14 protein-coding genes and 1 pseudogene are annotated in these 25,412 nt (G+C 45.5%); all 15 read right to left on the bottom strand.

The genetic code is table 11. The features are described 5' to 3' along the window. Window positions 1-163 precede the first annotated feature (163 nt). Complete coding sequence (locus LX98_RS03640) at window positions 164-1,321, bottom strand: aminotransferase class I/II-fold pyridoxal phosphate-dependent enzyme (protein WP_496427596.1); 1,158 nt, start codon at window positions 1,319-1,321, stop codon at window positions 164-166. 153 nt (window positions 1,322-1,474) lie between these two features. Continuing rightward, window positions 1,475-2,185, bottom strand: a complete 711-nt coding sequence (locus tag LX98_RS03635; protein WP_496427595.1) for a methyltransferase domain-containing protein — start codon at window positions 2,183-2,185, stop codon at window positions 1,475-1,477. Between the two features lie 512 nt (window positions 2,186-2,697). Beyond that, window positions 2,698-3,736 (bottom strand): annotated as a pseudogene (wecB, locus tag LX98_RS03630) (non-hydrolyzing UDP-N-acetylglucosamine 2-epimerase). 37 nt (window positions 3,737-3,773) lie between these two features. Further along, on the bottom strand, window positions 3,774-4,985 hold the full coding sequence (locus LX98_RS03625; RefSeq protein ID WP_496427594.1) for a glycosyltransferase: 1,212 nt from the start codon (window positions 4,983-4,985) through the stop codon (window positions 3,774-3,776). A 55-nt stretch (window positions 4,986-5,040) separates the two neighbouring features. Beyond that, on the bottom strand, window positions 5,041-6,054 hold the full coding sequence (locus LX98_RS03620; RefSeq protein WP_496427593.1) for a glycosyltransferase: 1,014 nt from the start codon (window positions 6,052-6,054) through the stop codon (window positions 5,041-5,043). Window positions 6,055-6,746: 692 nt separating this feature from the next. Then, complete coding sequence (locus LX98_RS03615; protein WP_496430559.1) at window positions 6,747-6,908, bottom strand: transposase; 162 nt, start codon at window positions 6,906-6,908, stop codon at window positions 6,747-6,749. 155 nt (window positions 6,909-7,063) lie between these two features. Beyond that, window positions 7,064-8,359 carry a right-handed parallel beta-helix repeat-containing protein gene (locus LX98_RS03610; protein WP_496427592.1) on the bottom strand — a complete coding sequence of 432 codons (1,296 nt, stop codon included), beginning with the start codon at window positions 8,357-8,359 and terminating at the stop codon, window positions 7,064-7,066. A 939-nt stretch (window positions 8,360-9,298) separates the two neighbouring features. Further along, window positions 9,299-10,240: a methyltransferase domain-containing protein gene (locus LX98_RS03605; RefSeq protein WP_496427591.1), complete on the bottom strand. Its 942-nt coding sequence runs from the start codon at window positions 10,238-10,240 to the stop codon at window positions 9,299-9,301. A gap of 916 nt (window positions 10,241-11,156) precedes the next feature. Then, a complete protein-coding gene (locus LX98_RS03600) occupies window positions 11,157-13,394 on the bottom strand; it encodes a right-handed parallel beta-helix repeat-containing protein (protein WP_496427590.1) in 2,238 nt (745 codons plus the stop codon). 582 nt (window positions 13,395-13,976) lie between these two features. Continuing rightward, window positions 13,977-15,107 carry a glycosyltransferase gene (locus LX98_RS03595; protein ID WP_496427589.1) on the bottom strand — a complete coding sequence of 377 codons (1,131 nt, stop codon included), beginning with the start codon at window positions 15,105-15,107 and terminating at the stop codon, window positions 13,977-13,979. 1,238 nt (window positions 15,108-16,345) lie between these two features. Beyond that, complete coding sequence (locus LX98_RS03590; RefSeq protein WP_496427588.1) at window positions 16,346-17,542, bottom strand: glycosyltransferase; 1,197 nt, start codon at window positions 17,540-17,542, stop codon at window positions 16,346-16,348. Window positions 17,543-18,449: 907 nt separating this feature from the next. Beyond that, complete coding sequence (locus LX98_RS03585) at window positions 18,450-19,943, bottom strand: O-antigen ligase family protein (protein ID WP_496427587.1); 1,494 nt, start codon at window positions 19,941-19,943, stop codon at window positions 18,450-18,452. A gap of 487 nt (window positions 19,944-20,430) precedes the next feature. After that, the gene (asnB, locus tag LX98_RS03580) at window positions 20,431-22,335 is read right to left on the bottom strand and encodes an asparagine synthase (glutamine-hydrolyzing) (protein WP_496427586.1); all 1,905 of its coding nucleotides are present in this window, start codon (window positions 22,333-22,335) and stop codon (window positions 20,431-20,433) included. A gap of 381 nt (window positions 22,336-22,716) precedes the next feature. Next, complete coding sequence (locus tag LX98_RS03575; RefSeq protein WP_496427585.1) at window positions 22,717-23,985, bottom strand: glycosyltransferase; 1,269 nt, start codon at window positions 23,983-23,985, stop codon at window positions 22,717-22,719. A 30-nt stretch (window positions 23,986-24,015) separates the two neighbouring features. Next, window positions 24,016-25,245: a glycosyltransferase gene (locus LX98_RS03570; protein WP_496427584.1), complete on the bottom strand. Its 1,230-nt coding sequence runs from the start codon at window positions 25,243-25,245 to the stop codon at window positions 24,016-24,018. Window positions 25,246-25,412: the final 167 nt, after the last annotated feature.

The raw sequence follows: 25,412 nt of genomic DNA, 5'->3' as shown, positions 1-25,412 counted from the left end.
TACTCCTGAATGAACATTGCAACCACTTCGCTGGAATGTGAATTGTGATCTCTGTCATTTTCCAATTAGATGGAAAAGGAGAGCTACCACCATAAGGAGGGGGGGAACATATCATGTATCCACTAGAAAGCTTCAAGAATCTGAGTCTCAATGTCTCGAACACTTATCGCCTGTGCGCTTTGATAAGCGTTGCGACCACCTCAATGACGTTTTTGACATCGACTTCTGTCATTTTAGGGTAAATGGGGAGAGATATAATGCGTTCAAATACGGAACTAGCCACAGGGAAATCATTGGGGAGATACCCGTAATTATCCCTATAATAGGGGTGAAGATGCAAGGGGATAAAATGCACACTGGTTCCGATGCCCTGTTTCTTCAGAAGATCGATCATTTCGTTCCGTCCGACCCGCAACCGTCCCAGGTCCAACTGAATGACATAGAGATGCCAGGCATGCTCCACATCTTCGGCCACATGGGGTACCGTAATTTCTGGAATATCCTTAAAACCTTCATTATAGAGGGTGGCGTAACGCTGGCGGATCGTTCCAAAGCGGTCGCATTTGTGTAGCTGGGGAATTCCTAGTGCTGCCGCGATATCCGTCAGATTATACTTATACCCAGGATAGCAAATCTCGTAATACCAGGTGCCCTCAGGGGTATATCGATTCACGGCATCCCGCGAGATGCCGTGCAGACTTAAAATTCGCATGCGATCTGCCCATTCGGCATTTTCGGTCGTGGCCATCCCCCCTTCACCAGTCGTGATCGTCTTGGTTGAATAAAAAGAAAAGCACGTAATATCTCCCAACGACCCGACCATCCTTCCACGATAACGGGTCGGAAGAGCGTGGGCAGCATCCTCAATAACCTTCAGATGATGAACTCTGGCAATCTCCAGAATGCGATCCATTTCACAGGGCTGACCGGCATAATGAACAGGTATGATCGCTTTTGTTCTCGGCGAGATCGCTTTTTCAATCTGGCCTACATCAACATTTAAGGTATCAGCCTGGCAGTCCACCAACACGGGTTTCGCTTTGAGGTAATGCACCACCTCTGCGGTGGCGGCAAAGGTCATGGTGGGCACAATGACCTCGTCGCCTTCGGTCACGCCAACGGCTTCGAGGGCAAGATGCAAAGCAGCCGTACAGGAATTCAGGGCCACAGCATGTCGAGCCTCTACCCGCTGCGCAAACTCCGCCTCAAACTGCTTGGTCTTTGAACCTGTGGTTAACCACCCTGAACCAAGAGTCTCGACCACCGACTGAATTTCTTCCTCCCCAATATCAGGAACATGAAAGGGTAAAAATTGGTTCATGCTGTCCTACCTCGATCGATGAATAAGAAAATAGGGCAAAGTTTTAAATCAATTGCTCTAAAAGTGAAGAGAGATGGGTTTCTACTGGTTGCCTTCAGCACTATTATTGATGAAACTCGTCCCCATCCACAGCATCTTTCATTACAGGCATGCCTATACCTTACGAATAACTCCGATATAATGAGTATTGAATACTTTAAAGCGTTCGAGAAGGTAACAAGCCAACAAGGAATAGGGCGCAAGCAACCGAGCAAGAGGGGGAGCCAGAGTGATGCGTCGAAGTTCAATCCGACAGCCCGAAAACAACTGCTTGATTTTCCGTTTGTTTATACCCTGAACATCAGGATTTCTGGGATTATTCACATGAAAGTCATACCAAAGAATAGCACCATTTTCGTTTAAAACGCGGAGCATTTCCAGGGCAATTTGTTGTCTCAAAGAGGGATCGAGTACGGAGGAAAAAACCGTAGACTGGAGAACGAGGTCAAACGACCCGTTCCTAAAACCAAGCTTCCCCGCACTCCCACATTCAATTTCTACTCCTTCAGGGCAGAGCCTCCTGGCTACTTCTACGCGATCTGAAAGAAGATCTATCCCTGTAATATTTTGGGGCTTGGCGCCCCATTTGATAAACTCTCTAAGCCAATATCCTCTTCCACAGCCAATTTCAAGAATTTTTATGTTTTCTAAACAGGCAAACCCATGTTGCTCCAGAGCAACCAGCATTCGCCGTTCTTGTTCCTGCACCATGAAAACATAGCTTGGATTAAACCACGAATAAAAAGTATTCTCTGTCCGCTTGGCATAAACGGCTTGAATCCGAGCTTCTTCAACTTTTTCGGACGCAGGGAATGGATCATCCATAGCACCACCTAAATCCCAAGTTCGGGACTGCCCCTAAAAATGAACTTCTTACGGACATCTAATGATTGAGGAGAGATCGAGATTTGCATGTGTTCGTTAGGAAGTTTATCACGACATTGTCCAGGCAAAATTAAATAGTCTTGCTCACCGCACCACCCCGTCTATTTTACATTTTAATGTGCTTCAGAAATAACAATTGCAAAACGCAGGGTGATAGAAGTTTGTCGAGAGCGATTCAATGGCCTAGAGGTTCTCACTAAATGTCAGGGTACAAAGTAGAAAGTAAAACTATGCCATTTCCAATCCCGTATAGAGAAGCGCCGCTTTCAATCCGCCAGAATATCACAAAAAGAGGAAATTCTACAGAAAACAAGTTAAGAAATCAGCAAGCCCACCGACGCCACGAATGACTGGTCTGAATTAGAGAAAACAAATATCTTTCTGTCGCTTCGCATTAAGTTTAGGAATTATCCTTTTTTAGAATGCAAAACTTGCCAAAACTGGTCGGCTAGCTATCCTCCCAGTTCTTTTTCTAACACATCAACAATCCGACCGGCCGCCCTTCCATCCCAAAGCGTTGGTGATATGGCGTGTAAAGATTTTTGAGAGAGAGCATCTCTGGCAGCCCCGATAATACCTTCCCTGGTAACTCCTGCCAGCCGATTAGTTCCCGACTCTATGGTAATAGAACGCTCGGTATTGGGGCGTTCGTGACACAAGGCACTCCCAAAATCTGGTTTCTTCCTGGATTCCGCCTGAAGCAGAAAGAACTAACCGGGCCTTGGCCATTAAGGCCAAAAAATCCAAATAACCCAATGGTTCGATGATTGTAATAGCAGGCCAATCAGGTAAGGCTTGCTTAAGTCTGTCACGAGTCCGGGGGTGCACAGGAAACACAAGAGCAGATCGGAAGAAACTTTCTGCAGGGCCAAGCCAATCTCGGTAAGAGTGGGAAGGTCATCGACATTGGCAGGCCGATGCAAGGTAACTAAACCATAGGAATCGGGTTCCAGATGAAATCGCTGCCAGGGTTTCCCAGCCAGGGGCTTATCAAGATGGGCCATCAGACTATCAATCATTGTATTTCCAGCAAAGTGAATCTGACTTGAGGAAAATCCCTTCCTTGAGTAAGTTAACGTTTCCACTTGGTTCCGTCGTAAAAAGTATGGATGAAAGGTGATCGGTCACGATCCTATTAATTTCCTCGGGCATGGAACAGTCAAACTAGCGCAAGCCCGATTCCACATGTGCAACTGGAATGCGTAGTTTGGCGGCAACGAGCGCACAGGCAAGTGTCGAATTAACATCACCAGCAACGACAACCAGAGTGGGATTCTGCTCCAGGCAGAATTTCTCCAAAGATACCATAATAGGGGCTGTCTGTTCTGCATGCGAACAAGATCCTACTCCCAAAAAAGCATCCGGTTTGGGCATACCCAATTCATCAAAAAACATCGTCGACATTTGCGCATCTTAATGTTGCCCCGTATGCACACAAAACTGCCGCAACCCACGCCGATTGAGTTCGAGAATAACCGGGGCCATTTTCATAAAATTGGAACGGGCCCTACCACGGTACAAGTCTTCATCATAAGCAAGTTTCCAAATGGTCAATGAAGCGCCCGGCAATGGTGGTCCGATCGAAATATTGTTCAGCCACTCGACGGCCATTCTCTCCTAGGGTCTTACGAAGGTCGGGCTGGGTAAACAGAGTCCGGATGGCCTGTACCAGGCTGGCGACATCACCCGGCTCTACCACCATTCCGGTTTGATGGTCGCGCACTATTTCGGCTGCTTCTCCACCCGCAACCAATATCACTGGACGTCCGCTAGCCATAGCTTCGTATAACTTGGAGGGGACCGCTCCAGTGATGTACATCTTTAGTGGAACTAATACAATATCAGCGGCGGCAACCAACGCGGGAATCTCCCGAGCTGGCCGGGATTCCATAAAACATACGTTAGTTAAATTATCCTGCCTGGCCTGCTCAACCAAGGAGTTTTTCGTGGGGCCGCTGCCAATAAGTACAAACTTCAAATCGTCCTCTTTCCGAAGCAGTTCTGCCGCAGCCAGTGCTTGTTCCAAGCCTTGAGCCAGGCCATGTAACCCGGCATATAACACTATACAGTTTTTCCCCTGCCCTATTATTTCCGAGGCTTCTTGGGTCTTTCTGTCAGGATGAAACACTTTGGTATCGACCCCATTGGAAAGATGAAAAGTGGGACGATCAGGAAAGCGGGTCCGAATGTCCCCCATGATACTCTTGGATTGGCCCGTTATCAGCCATGCTTGCTGATAGCAAAACTTTTCCAGTCGTGCGCTTAATTGATAGGCAAAACTATTCTTATCCAAAACTCCTAACTCCACTGCCGATTCAGGCCAGAGGTCTGAAACATTAAAAATCATTCGCGTCCGCTTCAACCTGCTTAACCAAAATCCGGACAACCCTAAAAAAAGTGGGGGGCTTTCGACAAACAAATAATCAGCTTGGGGAAGAACAAAAGAACCCAAGAAAGCTGACGACAGGGCAAATGAAAAATAGTTTGTTAATCTATAGATAAAGTTAGCTTTTTGTGTCGGATAAATGAAAGTCCGAATAATATCTATCCCCCCAGAAGTTTCGCGTCGAATAACTCCACCGTATCCGTCGAGAATTTTTCCTTGGGGATAATTAGGCATGCCTGTCAACACCGTGACAGAATGACCGTGCTGGACAAAATGACGACATAACTCTGAAAGTCGCGCCTGTGGTGCTCCAATTTCAGGTGGGAAGTATTGGGTTAGTATGATTAAATGCACAATACATTCATTCCAAAATACTGCATAATAATATAAGGCTTCTATTTCAATGATCTTATAATAGCTCTTCGTAAAGATTCCTTAGACGAGTAGCAACATTCTCCAGGGAAAGGTCCTGCATGCTACTTCGTGCTGATACTCTTTGCTTGCCAACTTGAACCCAATGCAGTTTCTCCGCCAGGGCACCAGGATCTGGCAAAGCAATATAACACCCTTCTATTTTGTGAATACGCTCTTTGACATCGCCTACATCCACCGAAACAACAGGTATATTGCAAGCGAGCGCCTCCTTGATAATGTTGGGAGATCCTTCATGCAGGGAAGTAAGAAGCACAACATCACTGGCATTGAGCCATATGGGAACCATGTCATGGGACACGCCGCGAAGTTGATGTATTTCGGCAACATTTCTTGATGATTTATTTAGAGTCTCCACAGCAGATTTTGCCAAACTGAACCGCTTACGAGGATCCCCTAGGTTAGTCGGAAAGAGCACATGAAAATGTTTGTTATTCCAGCCAAGCTGCTTTCGGCATGTTTCTTGATCAATGGGCCTAAAGCGCGCAAGATCGATGCCATTAGGAATTAATCTAACCTTGGATAGATTCATATTTTTGGGTAAGGATTCCAAGAGATTCCTGGATTTGACTACGACCCCAGTGGCCCGTCTTGCAGCCCTCCAAGAAGCCCATACCCCGACCCCAGAAACTATCTTCCTCAAAGACCCAGACAAAAGTTCTCCAAGTAGATCAGAACCACAAAATGAAACAACTGTAGGCCTATCCCGAACGACACGAGTCGTCACCTCGGCCATGACCCCCCCATACATGGCATGAACGATATCGGGGCCAAATTTTTCACAACTATTACTAAGCCGATTTCTCAGACCCAAGTATTCCTTCATACCTCCCTCGTCACGATTCACGAGGAGGACGTCAACTTCAACACCAATCTGTCTCAACCCTTTAATTTGTTGCTCCACAAAAGTACCAGAAGCCGGATTTTTTTGAGAAGGATATAGGTTTGTTACAGCAAGAACACGTAATTTTTTTGGTTCATTTATACACATTACATTTTTATTATTCTTTTAGAGAATCATCTTTTTTGAATACACGGATTTGCCCAGAATGTAAGGCATCATATAATGAAATTCTTTCGTGCCAGGCCACCCGGTCTTGGCGAGATTTGACGTCTCCCCCGTGACAATTATTAAGTATAGTTGTCCGCAATATGAAGTTGGCCACCTTCCGAGACAGTTCTAACCCATGAGCAGACTGCTTCTTCAGCCATCTCAATCCCCTGACGTTGTCCAAGAAACTCATTCGGGGTGCCAAAGTGAGCCATGGGGGGTGGCGCTGATTATAATCTTGCCGCCACCTTTCGACTTAGATTGGACTGAATTTGAAGGACAGAAACTGATTGAGGTGGAGCACTCTCCTCGCAAGCGTTCATAAAATGATTAAATAAGAGCGTTTTCAAAATTTTTGCTGGGTAGAATAAGGTCGAGCTGGTCCCCCAGAACGATATGCCGAATCTTCCAGTTCCCGCGTTTGGAATTCCGTGCCGTGAACGACGGTGAGGGAGCACGGTCGTTTTTCTTCACCCAATGCACGATAAGGCGATTGGCCAACCGTCTCGGCCCACATCCGAAAACCTACCTCGAGAACAGGAATTTACCGACTCCAGTTATCGACCACCATGAGAATCCCAGATGGACGTCCATCCGCGAGAGTATCACGAAGGAAATCCATACTCCAGCGCTCAGCTGCCCCAGCTTTCGAGGTAAGCAGTACTATTCTTCCACACATAGAACTGGGCCTCCGCCACGCCCAGGTGCCCACAGACATCGCTTACCGGTGTGCTGGCTTCATTTTGGCGAAGGGCATAGATGATCTGTTCCTCCGAGAATTTTGAGCGCTTCAGTGGTCCCTCTTAGTCGGGTTGAACCACTGAAGCCCTCAACTTACTTTGGTTTTGAAGTGCTGTCCTTTTTGGGGGAGACGTCACTCTCCTCTACAGCCACAAGATCCACAGTTCTAAGACTGGAGGTAAAAACAGGGAGCGGTATAGTGACTAAGCTATTTATTTGAAATTATTGAAAGATTAGTCGGTGGCGCTAATGATGAACCAAAGCTATAAGCCCCAATATCAACGGGGAGGCTTCTTGGTATCCCGTCAAAATCAGTTTTGACTTCAGCAGTCACAAGACCTTTCCTTATGGCAGAACTTTCTGTAGTGAGATGGAAGTCGTGGTTACTGGGATTTACAAATCCATGCTTGTAATTATTCCCAACTAAATTTCCACTAAAAATGACCTTAGTCTCCGAATTGGCAATAGGGTTTGGCGCAATAATAAGATTATTTTGAATAGTAGATGCCCCACTCCCCTTCACAATCATCAAGGCTGCATTTTGGTTCGTTTTGAAAAGAATATTATTCTTCACAATTGAATCCCTACTGCTCTCACCCAGCCATAGCTCATAGCCATCATTCATATAAATTGTATTGTTATAAATCTTTGAATTAGACGGCCCGTAATCGACAATTATTCCGTCCTTATTCCCCCAAACAAGATTATTGTAAACTAAATTGTTAGTTCCATGATGAACTCCTATCCCTGGGCCTCCCCCGTTTGCCCTGTTATTATTAAAAACTCGATTATTTCTCACAGTATTATTACTCGTATAATTGTTAAGACCGTAGATATGAATCCCCCAAGCGCCATTTTCAAAAACATCACACCCTTCAATAAGATTATTATTGCCTGGCATATAAATACCATGAGACTGGCCGGGAGTATTTGATGTTATCCCATTGTGATGAATGCTCAATTCAAGTAATTCATGAAAAGTCCCATTACTCACTTGAATGCCTTGATGAGGCGCATTTTTTATTTCACTATGTGTAATGCGAATATGATGGCTGTCCTTACCCAATCGGATGCCATCATGGCCATTAGTCCCATCAACAACGAATCCATCCATAATGATAAACTGACTATTATTTTTAAATTCAAATACGGTTTTCCCTGGCTTTGGGGTAATGATTACTTTTTCTTTCTGATATACCTTAATGGCAACTGGGTTTTCCCAGGAAAGCCCATTCGGCGGTTCCCACAAATCCTTGCTTCTCTGGTATATACCGCCTCTCACATAGAGAGTGTCGCCCGGGAGAAGAACACTCACTCCCTTCTCGAGCGTAAGATATGGCGCCTCTTGAGTACCCTTATTTCCATCGTTTCCATTGCCAGCCGCCACAAAATATTCTTTGGCAATAGCTTCTTTTATTCCTCCAAGGCCAAAAATCCCAGTTAAAACCAAAGCATAGAAGAGAAAAACCTTCATGCCTCTGTGATCAGTATTCCAATGCTTCATTTCTCTCCTCCAGATTCCAAAGTTAGTGATCATTCCTCTTCTCCCTTGTGAAGGTTCGACAGAATGTATCAAAACTTTAGTTACGAACTTCTGGGGATCTACCCGTTAGATTAAATTGTATGACATACTCCTCAAACTCAACAATTCCTATTTTTGAGGAATTATAAATGGTTTAGATTTTCTATAAAAAACATAGGATGCTAAGACATAGAAGCAACCCAACAGGTTACCTCTGGCAAAAGCATAGCAAGGGAGGAAACTCCAGACTAGCCGTCAACCGATTGATCTTCGATCCTCTTAATGACCAAGAACGCGCACTCCGGTTTTCCGAAACTGGCTACGCCTAGTTGTAAGAAACCTATGGTGGTAATTGCCTTCATTATGATGATGGGACATCTGCTCAGATTCAATGAGTTAACTCAGATACCGAAGGAAACACAGAAGAGGTGAAAGCGGATTGTCTGCATTCACCAGAAGAGTGCAGAAGGAAGGCGAATTTCCATAATCGGATAGTCACTTGACCAGAATCATTGCATTTTCCAAGATATCAAGTCCGGCAAGACACTTATCTTTCTGCTCAACCTCATATTATTCGGTCCCCCGTATCTCACTGACTGCCCCATATATGATTCGCCGGAAAGTTAAGAGCTTTTCAAATAGATCAACACTTTGTATCCCAAGAGTTTCGATGGGCAACACAGATCTGAATTTCCTTAGCAATCCGACTCAAACTGGATGCCTCACTCCAATCTTTTCTCCAGCCTTTCTTCATCACTCTATTCCCAAAAACCCCTTCAACAAGGACAGTGTAGTGCCTCGAAATTTTGACCAAAGCTAGGTAAGGTTTTTCCTCAATCTAGGAATAACAGACTTGTTACAAACTGGCCGTAGCTAACTCTTAAGCGGAAACCAGTCTGACGTGACCATAAATATAATTTGTTAGAAAGCTTTTTGCAACACAACTAAGGCACTACGAGTTTTTGAATCCTCTGCATCGAAGTTTTGAAACCGAGGCGCAAAGTCACTGACCTTTAGTCCAGATTCATCATGGTAGCGCTGAACGTGTAACACCTCAAATCCAGCTTCCTTCGCATAAGCCAGATGAACACTCAATGGTTCTCGATTCAAAAGAAATTCCCGTTTCCCCTTAACCAATCTCCATTCCCAATCAGAATACGCCAAATGGCCATTCCAGAATGGGGCCAGCCCATGAGAACCAAAATCGATTATATTACTTGCAACCCCCCCAGGTTTAAGCCATAAATACATTGCCTTGTAAGTTTCCCTAAGAGGATCAATATGTTCGAATACTGCCTGTGAAAGGATGAGATCAAGACTCGATTCCCTGATTACTCCTGATGACATCCAAGGAGCTCGATACATGACATATTGACCGCCAAGCTCATCCTTCCTTAGCTCAGCGCGAATCCTTTCAACCTTTTCATTGAAGTTTGCCCAGTCAATCAGTCGGTCTGGAAAATGATAAGAATCCAATGGGGGCAAAACGCCTGGAAATTCACTTTGGTCAGGAATTGATTCCCTCCGAGAGTACAGCTCCACCAAATCATCAAAGATCCTATTTAGGTTTGCCTTCTTTGAAAAGGGGAAAATATCCAGGCCTACATATTGAACCGCCCCAGAAAGTAAGCCAGCTAATCCAGTCCCTATACTATCCCCAGGTCCCAGTTCACCTATACAGGAACCTTTTACTTTGAAACCTAACTTACTAAGTGAAACTAAATGCCTGAGCCAAACGGAATAACAGTATCGCGGAGAAGTAGAGCCTCCCGTGGAGGCACGTTGTATCCGTAACGCATTCAATTGGGGCACCCAAGTTAAACTTCCTTTAAGAATGGGGGATAACTTCCAAAAGTTTTTCATAAAAATTTTAATTACTGAACTTGGGATAGATTAATGTCAACTATTTCTTCGGAATATAAGGGGCGTCTAAAGAGGGTATGATTCTGAGCCAGCATCATCTAGATTGGCCTCATCGAAAGCTGGGCTAAACTTAATCCAAGCCTGCAGCATATTGTTTCATGTCATGAAACAGTCAATCTTTGATGACCATGCAGACTTCAGTCAAGGGGAAAGGATGTTTGTCGACAAAATTTTCCGGCCGAAAAATCCTAATCAAATGTTCGTTACTCTAGTTTGTCAGAATTTTTTCGGATGGTTCTCAGATGCGAGTTGGTCTTTCAACTTTTTTGAACAACGTGAGCAATGGACAAACCCAGAGCCATATCATATATACCGAGAGAAGCTGTGGAGATTTACAATTTATTTGAGCACAACAATCAAAACAATACCATAGAAGAAACAAAAAAACTCAATAATCAAACAAGAAAACCCCACTACGGTGGGATTCCATATCGGCTCTTTGAATTCTTACTGCCGTAATACCTGGTTAACCTGATTGAGTTTTTCCCACCTGATGGATTGGGGAGAACAGGTCAGGCTGACTATGAGCCTGGCTACCTATCGCAACAGCCCCCACAGAAGGATTTGGTCAGTTGCACATCGTGAAATAGCTATTTCAGCTCCCACTGCAAGTGTGCTTTGGGAATAGGGCCAAGCGGTCCAGGGAGTCTCCAGATCATGTGGACATGGGTCTGGGCTGCCATTGCTTACCAGACGAGGGTCACGCCAGAATCGAGGTCTAAGTCAAAATATTTTTTAGGCCGAATGCCGGCAAGGCACCTCTCTCTCGACGGGAGAGGTGCCTTGCCGGAAACTCCTGTTTAACGAGCACAGGAGGCCTCAGGTAAGATCAGTTTAGACAGTGTACTGCCGCCTCCTACTGTTTAATGATGACGGAATACATGCTCAAACTATTTCCGGCATTGGCACTGCTGACATTACCCCCGAGGGTAATCGTCCCGGCAGGAAAGGTCCGCACAAACAGGCTGAGGGTTGTATCCGAGGTCACCAGATTTACGCCGGTATCCGTAAAGGCGTTCAGCCACGAGGGTTTCGGTGTAATACGATCGCCATGCGCAACATACACTGATACCGGTTGATTGACCGTAAACCGGAGAAAGGTGGCACTGGTCGCCGTTTTATCATTGTTGGCCGTTTGGATATATCTGGCTCCCTGCACAATGGAGGGGACCGTCGTAAAAGTATAGGTCCGGTCCCGATACACCGTGCCCCCGACTTGGAGGCCGGAGGCGGACACCACATAGGATTGCCCACTAGCAGCCGTCAGGTTCGAAATACTAAAGGAGGAGGAGGGAGGAGGAGGTGGTGGTGGCGTAGTACCTGTCCCGCTCTGAGGTTTGACGATGACGGAATACATGCTCAAACTATTTCCGGCATTGGCACTGCTGACATTACCCCCGAGGGTAATCGTCCCGGCAGGAAAGGTCCGCACAAATAGACTGAAGGTCGCATCCGAGGTCACCAGATTGGTCCCGGTATCCGTAAAGGCGCTCAGCCACGAAGGTTTCGGTGTAATACGATCGCCATGGGCGACATACACCGAGACCGGTTGATTGACCGTAAACCGGAGAAAGGTGGCACTGGTCGCCGTTTTATCATTATTGGCCGTTTGGATATATCTGGCTCCCTGCACAATGGAGGGCACCGTTTTAAAAGTATAGGTACGGTCACGATATACCGTACCCCCGGCTTGGAGACCGGAGGCGGCCACTACATAGGTTTGCCCACTGGCAACCGTCAAGTTCGAAATACTGAGGGAGGAGGAGGTGGGAGGTGAGGACGGTGGCGGGGTACTAGTGGGCGGTGGCGGGGTACTAGTGGACGGTGGCGGGGTGGAATTGGCCGGCGGCGGTGCCCCATTGAAAGAATAAGCACCAATATCATATGCAGAACCTTGGTTCCTTGAAGAGTAAGCATGATCATATTTGACTTCGGAAAGAACCACACCCGCGGCAATCGCAAGACTTCCTGATTGAATGTGGAAATCGCGATTTTGGTGATTAGCATATTTTATGTCATTAATTGATCCGGCCAAATTCCCTTTAAGGTTTGCGCTCCCCTCCCAATTTTTCAATCCGGTACTTGAATTTGTTGCTGCAACCAGATTATTAAAAATTTGAGCATTTCCACTCCCCTGAGTAATTATTATCCCATTCCCCCCGTTTAAACTGGCTATATTGTTCTTAATAAGGGCGTTTTGACTATTTACTGCTACCCATATTCCGTAAACGGAATTAGCATGCACCGTATTGTTAAAAACTTTGGCATTTGATACTCCACCCCATACCACTATGCCCATAGTATTTCCCCAAACAAGATTATTGTAAATTACATGATCCTTTCCCCTATAAATTCCAATTCCATCTCCCGTTGTACCTAAAATACCATTGTTGTAGACTTTATTGTTTCTCACAACAATATTTTCGGCCGGATAACTATCGCTGTATATCTGTATTCCCATCGCAGCATTACTATAGATATCACAACCTTCTATAAGATGGTTTGAACCTGCGAGGTAAATCCCATGATCTTGGCCTGGGTGTGTTCCATTATTGTGGATTTTTAAACCAATAAACTCTAGATCATGGGATGGCTGTGTCGCAAGAATTCCCTGTTGAGTAGAATTCATGATTTCACTATTGAGAATTCGTATATGGTGACTTTGAGATCCAAATTGAATTCCACTCGAGCCACCCTTGGCATCAAAAACGATCCCGTCAACGATAATGTGGTGGTTCCCATTGATAAAATACATGACAGAATGGAAAATCTCCGCCGTAATCACAACCTTTTCATTTGCATATCTTTTAATCGAAATGGGTTGGTCCCAAGAATTGCCACTTGGAATATTTGCAAGCTGATGGGTCCCTAGATACGTCCCACCTCGCACAAACAATTTATCGCCTGGGATTAAAACGCTGACTCCTCTTTCCAAAGTTCGAAAGGGTTCCTGCAGTGTGCCACGGTTCCCATCATTTCCATTGCTTGCAGCCACATAATAATCTGTCGCCATGGCTTCGCCTATATGGCCACTCATGACCAAAACACCAACAAGGCAAAGCTTCATAAACCATCGATTGCATAAAGTACTCATTTCTGCCCTCCTGAACAAAAAAAGAGACCGATTGGCTTGCCACTGAATAATGGCAAGAATACCGATCCAGACATTGCTAGCCACATAACAGAACCGAATCAGGAGTCAGCAATATGTATTCCTAAAAAATTTCCTTTCGGAATAAAATGTTAATATCCTTTGTAAATATACAAAAAAAATATTTTAACCAACTTTTTATCCAATTTTTCACGGGTAATGGTTGTAGGGGATAGCCTTCACCTGAATGAAAAGCCCGCCGAATTCCCCTACGGAAAATAATGCCTAGTAGGCACTTGGGACGAGATCTGAGCAGGAGAAAATGACAACTAATCTGTGAAAAGTTCACCGCCTATACTGCATTTCATCCAACTAATGGGATTGTCAGAACTGTGCGGAACAGTCGACTTTGGGTTTGGCAATGGGTCCCGCGATACGAAATTGGGCGATAACTGGGGCGGGCAGATGTTTTGCGAAAGGTTTCTAAACCGGAATAATGCAAAAATAAAGGGACATTAGGCGGAGTGAAAGAGCGTAATAGGGAAAGATTTGATCACATTCCTTTTATAAAAACCCGGAATAGCATTAACGACTTTCGGGAGAAGAAACGGCATTTTCTGAGCCGCTCAATATCATTCTGTAAAATTGGCAGAACTTTCCAAGAATACGTTGTTGGTTATACGTTTCTTGAACATGAAAATTTAATTGTTTTCCCAGGTTATGTCGCCTCTCAGGTGATCGCAACAGTTCCATCAATGCCTGAGCCAACTGAGCTGGCGAACCTGGTGGCACTAGAATACCCGCCCGCCCATAATCGAGAACCTCCGGACATTGCCCTACCTTGGTGGCCACGGTTGAAAGTCCAGCGATACCATACTCAAGAAGCGCCATCGGAAAACCTTCCGCCTTTGAACTGAGGACACCAATATCACATGTTCTGAGTATGCTCAACACATCCCTTCGATATCCAAGTATCGAAACATATGGAGTCAATCCGGCGATTGCAATTTCCTTCTCAATGGAGCTGAGACAATCTTTATCGTCAGTAGAGCCGATCAGAACCAAATGAGCTTTCGGGTTCAACTGAATGACCTGGGCCATAGCGCGCAGGAGAGTTGCGTGATCCTTCACTGGGAGAAGATTGGCCAGACAAACTATTCTAGAACCTTTTTGCCCGGGAAGAGTTGTATTTGGTCGAATTCCATCATACGTTCCGATAAAGTTGGGAATATAGCTTACCCGATCTGTAGACATAAGTGAGGCTTGGCACACCCAGTCGGCCAAAGCTTGGCTAACGGTAATGATTCCTTTTGCACGCCTTGCCATCCATCTATAGGCCAATGAAGGGCGAGCCGCACTTGTCATCCCTCCATCATGAATATGCCACACCACTGCAGGAAAAGGGGGGAAAAAGGCTGCGATCGTCGCCACGAATACAGATGGCCCATGCGAATGAAGAATCTGGATATTATATTTTCGAATGAATAAAACTAGGAGACTAAGTGCTTTTACATCGAACAGATACCGACGCTCCAAGTGAAGCGTGATAACATCGCTGGCTAATTCTTTCGACAGGGGACCATCAAGCCGTGTTGTACATAATAATGGCTGATACCATTCTCTTGGGAGATGATTCACCAGGTTGACCACTACCCGCTCTTTACCTCCAGCCACGAGAGTATCCGTAAGGTGTAACACACCACAGGCTTTTTGCATTACTGAGACCTATTGCCACAAGGACATTGATATTCTAATTTTACAGTCATGCCTAGTTACCCATATGTTTTCGAAGTGATCTTCTCCTGTTTTCATGGACGGACTAAAGAAGACTTTCTGTGATTCCATGCAGCTCGACATTAACGAAAGAGCTACTCACTGAGGAAAGGAGTGAGCCGGCAAGCGGGTATAAAAACCCTCGAAATCGGCAAAGACATCAGCTCAGGCTCGATATCCGCTCCGATGGATCCGCTTACCCAAAAGGACCTTCTGCGGCTAAATTGTCGTAGACATTTCCCACACCTCTTCTGCTATTCACAAACCCCTTCATTTTGAAAAACACTTAAACTTCCTACGATGGAAAGTGGGTTCCCGTCTGACGCAGGATGATGGGGTCGCTTTTCTCATGTGGAATGGATGGTAGGGCTGACCTCCATTTGCCATTCAGAACAGGGTTTAAAAATCACAAACTAAATAATTCCTGATCCCCAGCCGGACGAATATTGAGCTTCGCCGTTTTCCGAGATTCTTTGAAAAATTCAGCACAAACTTTCTCGTCACATCAACCGGGCGATAGTATGGTGCTCGTCACACTCGCTTTGCCGCCGAAATACCTGCGAGACCTTCGGACTCCCACATAAATCGTCACTCTCACTATGATGGGTAGAATTAGGGTGGTCAGGCGTTGGCATTTTCGCCCACGACAGCTCAAAGGGGCATTGCCGGACATAAGGGCCATTCGGGACAACAACTGGGATTTGAGCCTATGATTGGCAGAGAAAACATGTGGCGATTACGTTGAATCATGGCATCCTTTATCGAGTGGGCATGACAATTAACACTTCCATTTCTTTTAAAAAGGTTCCTTTCACGGGTGACCAAACTTAATTTTTCAAGCGGACGAGGTCTTGATCAAATAGAGTTCTAGGGCAGGAAACACTTTGGCCCCCGACCCAACCTGACACTTAGACCCCAATGCCGCGGCACTAATCTCCAAATCCATCGTCACTTGCCTGAAGCTCCCTCCCCAAATGGCGTTGCTTCAAAACAACCTAAAACAATCTTTTGTCTCCACCTTGTTTTGCCATTCCTCCCCAAGCTAATCAAGTGGTTTCCTGCCAAGTTTAGCCATGGTCCCGATAGCCCGACCGTCAGCTGGAGGGTTATCAATATGTATCATGTGACACCCCCTCATAACCTAATAAGGCGCGTTTGAGATGTATACGGGAAGATAACCTTCATTTCAAATGCCCCTTATACTCCTTTTTACCAAAGGTATAATTCCAACGCTCCCATAATATCCGTTTATAAGCTTCTTGGACTCCTTCAATAGAATAATTTGAGTTTCGTGCCCATTCGTTGGACGCCTTTGAAAGGCGTTGAAACGTCGTAGGATCTTCCCCAATATTAAGCAGTTGGGCTGCCAAGGCCGATACGTCACCATTTGGAAAAACAAAGCCTCTATTCTTAAGCATCCACGGTATAAGTCCTATTTCAGTTGCTACGCAAACCACCCCATAGCACATCGCTTCCAATAGTACCTTTGGCATGCCTTCAGATTTAGAAGCTAAAACCAAAACGTGGGATTTTTCATACCATCTCAGCACTTCATCGTAGGGCAGTGCGCCAACAAATTGGACATGCTCCACTAATTCCAGCTTTTTTACCATTCTGGAAAGACGCTCGCGATCATGTCCATCACCAACAATCGAAATTTTAAAGGGGATACTCTGCTTGAGCAAAATATTGGCAGCTTGTAGAAGAACATCAATGCCCTTGGCCGGAACCAGTCTTCCGACAAACAGAATTTGCAATGGAAGCGTCAGGCGCTTATGACTCGCTGCCTCCGTCCCACTCTGTACTTGCTTAGCTGTCATGGTGGAAGTAAAAAAGGGAATAATCTGCCTTGGCTGATTGGGCCATTCCCCATAAACCGTTACTAAGCCGTTGCGCCACCACCACGATTTTAGGAGAAACCGCTGTAAACGGTAAGAAAAGGGTTCCCCCGCAAACCCATCCCACTGTCCAGCATAATTGGCGATCAAATATCTGGAGAACAATGGAGCTAGAAAAGCCCCAAGTAATCCAAGATTGCAGGGACAACGAACCTGAATTACATTTCCTTCTTGCATCGCCCCTATCAGACTCACCACGTGTCCCGGAAGACTCGCAAGAAGAAAAATCTTATCTTTAAAGGTCCGCCCGCCAGCCTCTTTTTGTTCAAAAACCGAAATATTAGGACTGGTAAATGGTAGACAATGGCTTGGAGGAGGGCCTTTCCGAAATGGGGCTGCAATCAACACTTTTTCGAAAAGCTCCGCCCAAGGCTGAATCTCACGTGTATAGGGACCGGACGCATAGAACTGCCCCCCAACTTCATAATGCATTACGTTCGTAATGATTACCAATTTCGAAATTGTATCTCGTAATGCCATATTTAATATTCCCTTAAATAACCCTTAACAATCGAACCATTACACCACTCCACAAAGGATACAGCACAATTATCACGCAAAGACTTCATTACAATGGCATAAATTAATTAAAAATTCTTCTTTGCCCTCCATCAACACCACCCATGATACGAACTGCCTTTTAAATAAGGTGACTGCGACACTGGTTTGGCATGTGATTGGAAAACCCAAGCAAAATTATACGGTCTTCCTGTGAGAAAAAAAAGAATCCCCACCGCTGATCTGGCATTCATGGGTTAGGAGACGATCCAGGCTAAAGGATTTCAATCCGCTACCCTTCCGAGACTTCTGCCAAACTTGCCGCATCAGAACCTAGGACACAACCAATAAATAAGGAGCTTCCCGGAATGCTTCCTACACTCCACCATTTAGGTTGGCCCCCGCCAGACCTCCCAAATCTGTGAATTCCCGTTGCCCCTTCACTTTCACCGCGGATGGCATAAATCATTTCTTTCATCCAAATTCCTCGTCTGTTTAAGTGACTCAACAGCACTCCTTACTACCGGGCGAGGTTGGCAGTGAGAGAAACCTGGAGCTAGACTCGCGAAAATAGAAAGATTGGCTTCCGACAGCATGGATATCCTCTTTCGCGGAGGGATCTTGGTGGCTACGAACGCTCCCGCTATTTTGTAAATCCTGCACCCGCCACACCTGCTTCAATTCTCGCTTCACGAAAGCAAAGTTTTAATCATACCTCATAAACAGGCATAAAAACAGATATCTTGATTCGAAGATCCTAAGCTATATTTTCTCTGCCTACCAGGTACTTCATCCCCGCAGGAACTGTGAATGAGATTCTGTCCGTCTTCTATTCCATTGAGACACAACCCCATACATTCTTATCCACATTTCTGATGCATTTCTAAAATCAGGGTATAACACCCCTATTGTCCGAGAAGCTTGAGGGGATATTCATTTTCAGACGATGTGTCGGGGTTCTCAAGCCTTTTTGCAATCGTACCTTTGTTGTCCGCGTATTACCAAGCAAGGCGAGCCCCAAGAAAAGTCCAGACAATGGGTCAAGTGCAGAAACAGAAAGACCAATTGTCATAAAGCACAGTAGGCCCATCAGCGGGCCTACCTCACCTGTCACACGTCTATGGACGAGTCCTTTGCTCAATAGGGTGGCAAGGAAAACCGTCAATAGTATAAGGCCGATAAGCCCCGTCTCAACCCCTATATGGAGATACAATGAATGCCAGGCCAATTCCACACCGGGCTTAAAATGTACATCAGGATCAGAGATGGAATAGGTCGCATAAACTTTCTTCCCTGAGCCAGGGCCAAAGCCCCAAATTGGCGAATCTTGCAGGACTTTCGGAAATAGAATCCACATATCAAAACGTCCCGTCGTTTTTTGCACCAGACTTCTATCGCTGCTCGTAGCCAGATCAAACCATTCGCTTATGGATGCTCCCTTCTCTGTTAAAAGGAGGCTGAGTAAGAAAACACCCATGATCATCAAAGACATCAATATTCTCATTTTCATTCGGACTTTAGAAAACAGTAGCATGACGAGTACACCCACACAGGCAACAGCCCAACTACCTCGGGATGTTGAGAGGAGCAAAAAAATAAAGGCCGTTCCTCCAACTAGCCGGCGGGAAATTGCAGATGTGTGCAAAAAAAGCCATTTCCCGTCGTCCACAATTGAATAAAGCAGGATAAACGCCGCAGGTATACCAAAGTTGATAGGATTTCCGAAGATGACGCCTTCAATTTCAGCCTGCACCAAGCGTGGTGCCCCATATCCCAATAAGGCCAAACCAATAGCAAACAGGGAGATGCCTGCACCAACGAGTGCCGTGGACAGGTATCTTCGTTGCTCAGCAAGGAGACACACTGTTCCTGCACTGAAGCCTAGCTCCAAAACTCTAAGGCCAGAGAAATATTCTCCCGTCAGAAAAAAAGCCCCACCCCCATACAACACCCCAAAAATTAGAAGCCACCGCAACGGGAGATTTCTCCATAATTGAAAAAATTTTGGAGGACTTATAAAAATCCTAAGAACTAGCCCCATCCCTAAAATGGCTAATACCGAGTTATAAAACAAACCATCACGCAAAAACGCCAAAACGGGAAGAACCGCTATGGACAAGGCAAAAATACTTAACGGTTTTCCAGACACTGCATAATGCGCAAGGAACATTAACAAAAAAACGAAGAAAATTTTTCCTCCAGCAAATAATTTTCCAAGCCCCACCAAACCCATAGCGGGGAAAACGCAAATCATTACCTTTATGAGGATAGGCCAAATCAGTTGGCCCCGGTTTTCTTTGGCCTTAAATTCAGTCTCTTTCAGGAAAGCCGAACTTTTCGGCTTTTGCATTGAGGATGAAAAACCAGGATTTTGCTTAGGCATACAACATCCATTGAACTCCTGAAGCTCTCGGAACCCACAAATACTCAAATCGTAAGAAAATTTTGAAAGTGATTAGCATGTACATGCCTTCCAATTGAGAATGCCAATTGGAAAGTTGGTTGGAAACAGATGACCGACCGTCCTGGTTTTCAATCACTTTTCTACCCGAACCCATCCTGTCGACGAAAGGCAGCCTTTTCATAAGAAATCTGGAGAAATTTTATGAACCCTAGAGAGAGTGAAAGAGCGAAGACAAGTAGGGCGGCGCAAAAGGTGTCCGACCACTAGGGATTTTTCGGACTTAAGATAAATAGACTGCACAAGTACCAAGACCGTCCATATTTCACAAACTTTTTGCCCATAGTTCCAGCAAAATCCCCAAATCCTGATCTCGCTCAGTCGCTTTTCCGCTCTCGATCCCCCAAATTCGAAAGGCTCCTTGCCTTCCTTACCATCTGTACCATTTGCCCACAGCGAGAGACCCGCCTTACCGATCGGAAAGGGCTATTTGAACGGCCAGTAGCATTATGGCCCGTTGGTACAAACCTGCCCGAGAAATTGTAGGGTGGGGCTTTCCGGTACAAAATGCCTCTATTACCGGGCGGTACGTTTCAGGTCGGAAGAATTCGGGAAGACGACTGGAAGTACCGAGCAGAACCTCTAACAATCGCGATTTAAATTCCCCATCTACCCAGGTATCCATGGGAATTCCAAATCCAGCTTTTGGCTTTCTAGCAACTGTTTTAGGTAGTTTACCGTCGGCCACTCCTCGCAAAACCTTTTTACATATTCGTCCGCTCGCTTTTAGCCGATGTGGAAGGGAAAGACCAAGGGCAAACAGCTCTTCATCTAATAAGGGAACCCGCACTTCTAGGCTTTCTTTCATGCTTGCCGTATCTACCTTAAAAAGATAGTCGTTCGGCAATCGTAGACGAACGTCAACTTCAGTCGCATGCGCGGACAGACGTTCCAACCGGGAAACCTTACCCGCCAAATGATGCTCCCACTGTGGTTCAAACAGGCGACGGACGGGAAGTAGATTAGTATCCAGGCAAAGATTTTTATGTTCTTCTTCTCGTATCCAAGAAACCAAGGTCTGCAAAATCATTGTATCGTCAGCGCCAGTAAAATCTCGAATCCTATCTGGAAGTGAATTACGCAAAATCCCAAGGTGAGCTAGTGGAAGCGAAATGGCTCCCGCTGTCCGCCACAGAAATATCGGGAAACTTTGATATCGAATGATTTCCCCAATTCTCCAATAATGGTCATAGCCCCCGAAACCTTCGTCCCCCCCGTCTCCAGAAAGGGCAACGGTCACATATTGACGCATAAGCCTGGAAACCGCATTGGCTGCAAAAATTGAGGTATCGGCAAAAGGCTGTCCGGCATGAAGAAGAAGATCAGTTATATGTTCCCAGGTGCCTTTGCTGTTTCCAACTTTAAGCGTCCGGTGATGGCTTCCAATGTGCTTCCCTACTGCCACCGCTGCCCACGTCTCATCATACTCCTCCTCTGAAAATTGCGCGTTAAAGGTCTGAAGCCTTCCATTGAGAGCCTCCTGCGCCGCAACACTTACCAAAGAGGAATCGATCCCCCCGCTGAGAAGGGAACCAAGCGGAACATCGCTTTCCAACTGCTGTCGGACAGCCCTCCCAATTAAAGAATCAGCTTGTGTCTTAGCCTGCTCTAAAGACAATTCTAAATTGGGAGCAATGGACCATTGATGATAGTTTTGGATATCCCAAGAAATTCTATGGGTATCCAACCGGGCGACCAAAACTTCTCCCGGCTGAAGAGCGCGAATTCCGACAAAAAATGTCTCAGGTGCAGGGATGTAGAATAAGGCAGCAAAATCGGAAATCGCCTGCCTATCCGGCTGAACGTTGATTCCAGGCAATTCACGGAGAGCTCTGATTTCGCTGGCGAACGCAAGCCGGTTGGCCCCTGGGGCATAAAACAGTGGCTTGATACCGAATCGGTCTCTGGCCAGAAGAAGGGTATCAGTGTGTGTATTATAAATCGCTATGGCAAACATGCCACGCAATCTATCCAGGAATGCTAAACCTTTTTCCTCATAAAGATGAACAATGACCTCAGTGTCCGAGCGCCCTTTAAAAATATGTCCGCAAGCTTCAAGATCCCGTCGAAGTTCCCGATGGTTGTAGATTTCCCCGTTAAAAACTACCCAGATGGTACCATCTTCGTTCGCCATGGGTTGCGCACCACCGGGAGACAAATCAATAATACTTAACCGTGTATGAATGAGAGTTGCCTCAGGCCAGATCTGAATGCCATGTGCATCCGGACCCCGGTGATGCAGAACCTTGGCTAACCGTGCTGCGTAAGACTCACTGTCAGTGAGATGTCCCAACCACCCGGCAATACCACACATAAAATAATCATTCCTCCCCGCACTCGAGATGGATAATCAGCCTTGGTTTCGTCCACAAGCCGACATCGTTGTAACGGTTAAGTCTTGCTCTGTCAGAGATTACGTCTACCCAAAAATCATCATCATCTTTCTTGCAGGTATTTCGTCGCTTGGGGACGGCCATTTGGGGAGCCCATAATCGGTTGGCGGACAGGGGTTGTCCATCCTCATCCGCCATAAAAGGGGGCAAATTGGGTGAAGAGTGTTTTCACCACGCTCACTTGCCCTAAAGTTAGGGAACAACCGGATTGTTTTGACATTAGGAATGCGTGGTTGGAAGTGCGCCTTTCCAGAAGTATTCTTAGCCTAGAAAATGAACACAAAAAGAAACCGCCTACCCACCTAAAGATTTTTGAGAAGAATGTCATTCAACTGCTTACTTAAATTGACCCATGAATAGGGATCTTCTCCTTCAATTCTCTCTCCTTGACTTTCTATTCTTTCATTGAGATAGGAAGCCATACCAACGATATTATTTTTTTGGAACGCGCGTACCCCTTTACACTGTTCTAATATGGCGACATCACTTCCCAATGGACAAATAAGCAGAATCGGAGTCCTCAACCCTAAGGATTCAAAGACTTTGCATGTAATCATTCCTTTATCGGCAATCGTGACGTCGTCAGGGATGGAGGTAATTACAATAGATATGTCGGCACCAGCAACAGCGGATAGCGCAACATTGCGGTGGACCTTCCCCTGAAGCTTCACCTCATCAATCATCCCGAATCGCTCGGCTTCTTCTCTGACATGCTCTCCCATCTGACCATAATAATACAGACACCATTTTCCCTTTTCTTTACCTCTTAATTCCTTTAAATGCTTTAGAGCTTCCATGAACGGCGTAATCACCCGTTTGGGCGGATAGAAATCCCCAGTATACACTATCGCGAAATGTGGAAACTGAGTAGGCTGCACTTGACTCATTTCATCCGGATCAAAGCCATTCGAAATGACGTGAATTTTTTCCTTTAGACCATATCGTCGGGTTAAATCCAATGCCCAGGAGGGGGAAACAATGGTCACAGCAGCGCTACTATGAAGCAGCTCTTTCTCTTCATTAATAGTTTTCTGAGGTTTCGGATACTTTGCGTGAGGATTGCCGGTCCAAGGATCACGGTAATCAAGCACATAGGGTCGGTTGAGTTTATCTGATAGCCATTTCGCCAATCGAAATGAGCAAAAAGGCGAACCACTCGCAAGAATGATGTCTACATCCTCTTTACCTAGTGTTGAGCATGTCCGCTTGGCTTCTTTGATCCAGCCAATTTCCCGTTCAATTCTCCACTTGCTTGCGATCCGTCGACCTACCCCTCCCAAAAACCATTTGATTCCGGTATTCCCGAATTTTAGGCACCCAGGTGAAAGAAACCGCCAGTCATGCCCGGTATGTTTACACTTAATTCCTTCTTTATTAAGTTCAACCTTTATCTCCTCAATTTCACTCTTGTCCCCTAATCGCCACAGATGAGGATCGGGTGTTACCACGGTGACATCCCAACCTAACCTGGAAAGATACTTGGCAATATTCCAGGTTCGGACACATGCACCGGCATTGAGCGGGGGAAAATAATACGCAAGAAACAAGACTTTGGGTTTTTGGGGAGGCATCGTTCTATCCTTTTTACTCATTGGCAAATATCACGTTTTTGCACACAATTGTCCATATAATCCTACCAACCGATCGTTTAGAGTCTTTATGTCATAGTCCGTTTCCACCCGGGCACGCCCGGCTCTTCCCATATCCGCCCATTTTTCAGAATGGTCAAACAGGTAGGACAATCGATCGGCCAGGGCATCCGCATCTCGCTCCTGTACCAGATAACCTGACACACCATCTTCCACGAGTTCTGGAATGCCGCTATGCTGAGTGGCAATAACCGGCAATCCCAGGGCCATGGCCTCTTTAATCGCATTGGGAATGCCTTCCTGATCACCGTCTTTGGCCGTCACACTTGGAGCAATCAGTATGTGTGCATCTTGCAATAATCGAATGACTTCCTCATGGCTTTTCCACCCTAGTAGCTGCACATGCTCCTTGAGATCTCGCTCCTGTATCAATTGCTCCAGGTTCACTCGTAATTCGCCCTCTCCGATTATGGAATAGCGGATGGATTTTCCCGATTTGACTATCTTATCGATTGCTTCAATCGCATAGGTAATCCCCTTTTTCTCAATCAACCGGGCAATGGTTATTACATGTATCGGTTCATCCTGGAGAACTTTCTTGGCGGAGCATGTGAGATTTTGGCAATTTATACCAGAGGGCAAAACGACAATCTTTCTCTCATCACATCCTTGTTGGACAATGAGATTTTTCAGAGATTGGCTCACCGGTAAAAAGAGGTCCCCTTCCTTAAATAAGGTTTTATACAAATCGGGGCATTCATAGACCATTTTGGAGGCATCAAATCCTCGAAAAGAAGTCACCACTTTGGCCGTTGGGGCAGCCACCTGTTTAATATATAATCCTTGCAGACCATCCGTGCCAAATTGACAATGAATAATGTCATAAGGTCCCTTTCCTAAAAAGGGAATAATTTTATACAGAAGTGTTAATGATGAAGCGGCCCTTCCATATTGAAAAACATTTAAGGATCTCAGTATTGGAGCGGGATATTTTAGGATATATTTAAGAATAAGATACAATCCCTTGGCGAATCGTCGAACTATATTTTTTGGTACAACTTGATACCTCGTCCGCTCCCTCAACATATATTTTTTGAGGTTTTCTGGACTCGGGAGGTCATCCCTTGCTTTTCCGGCAAAAATGTTTACCTCAAGTCCAGCTTCGATTATTCCTACAATTTGGCTTTGGACAAATGTTTCAGTAGCAGAGGGAAACTGACTCACGATAAACGCAACTTTCATTCTTCATCCTCTACCATTTTTACACTTACATCTTTCAAAAGACACCTGCAGGATTCATAAACATTTTGTGGATATGGGCAATCGAGTACAGTATCGTCTCAACGCTCACGCGATCTTCTTCGAGCATCTTGCACCAACGAAAGGACATTTTCTTTTTGGATTATCTG

The organism is Nitrospira marina (genome assembly GCF_059568365.1).
This window is presented reverse-complemented; position numbering and strand designations above follow the sequence as displayed.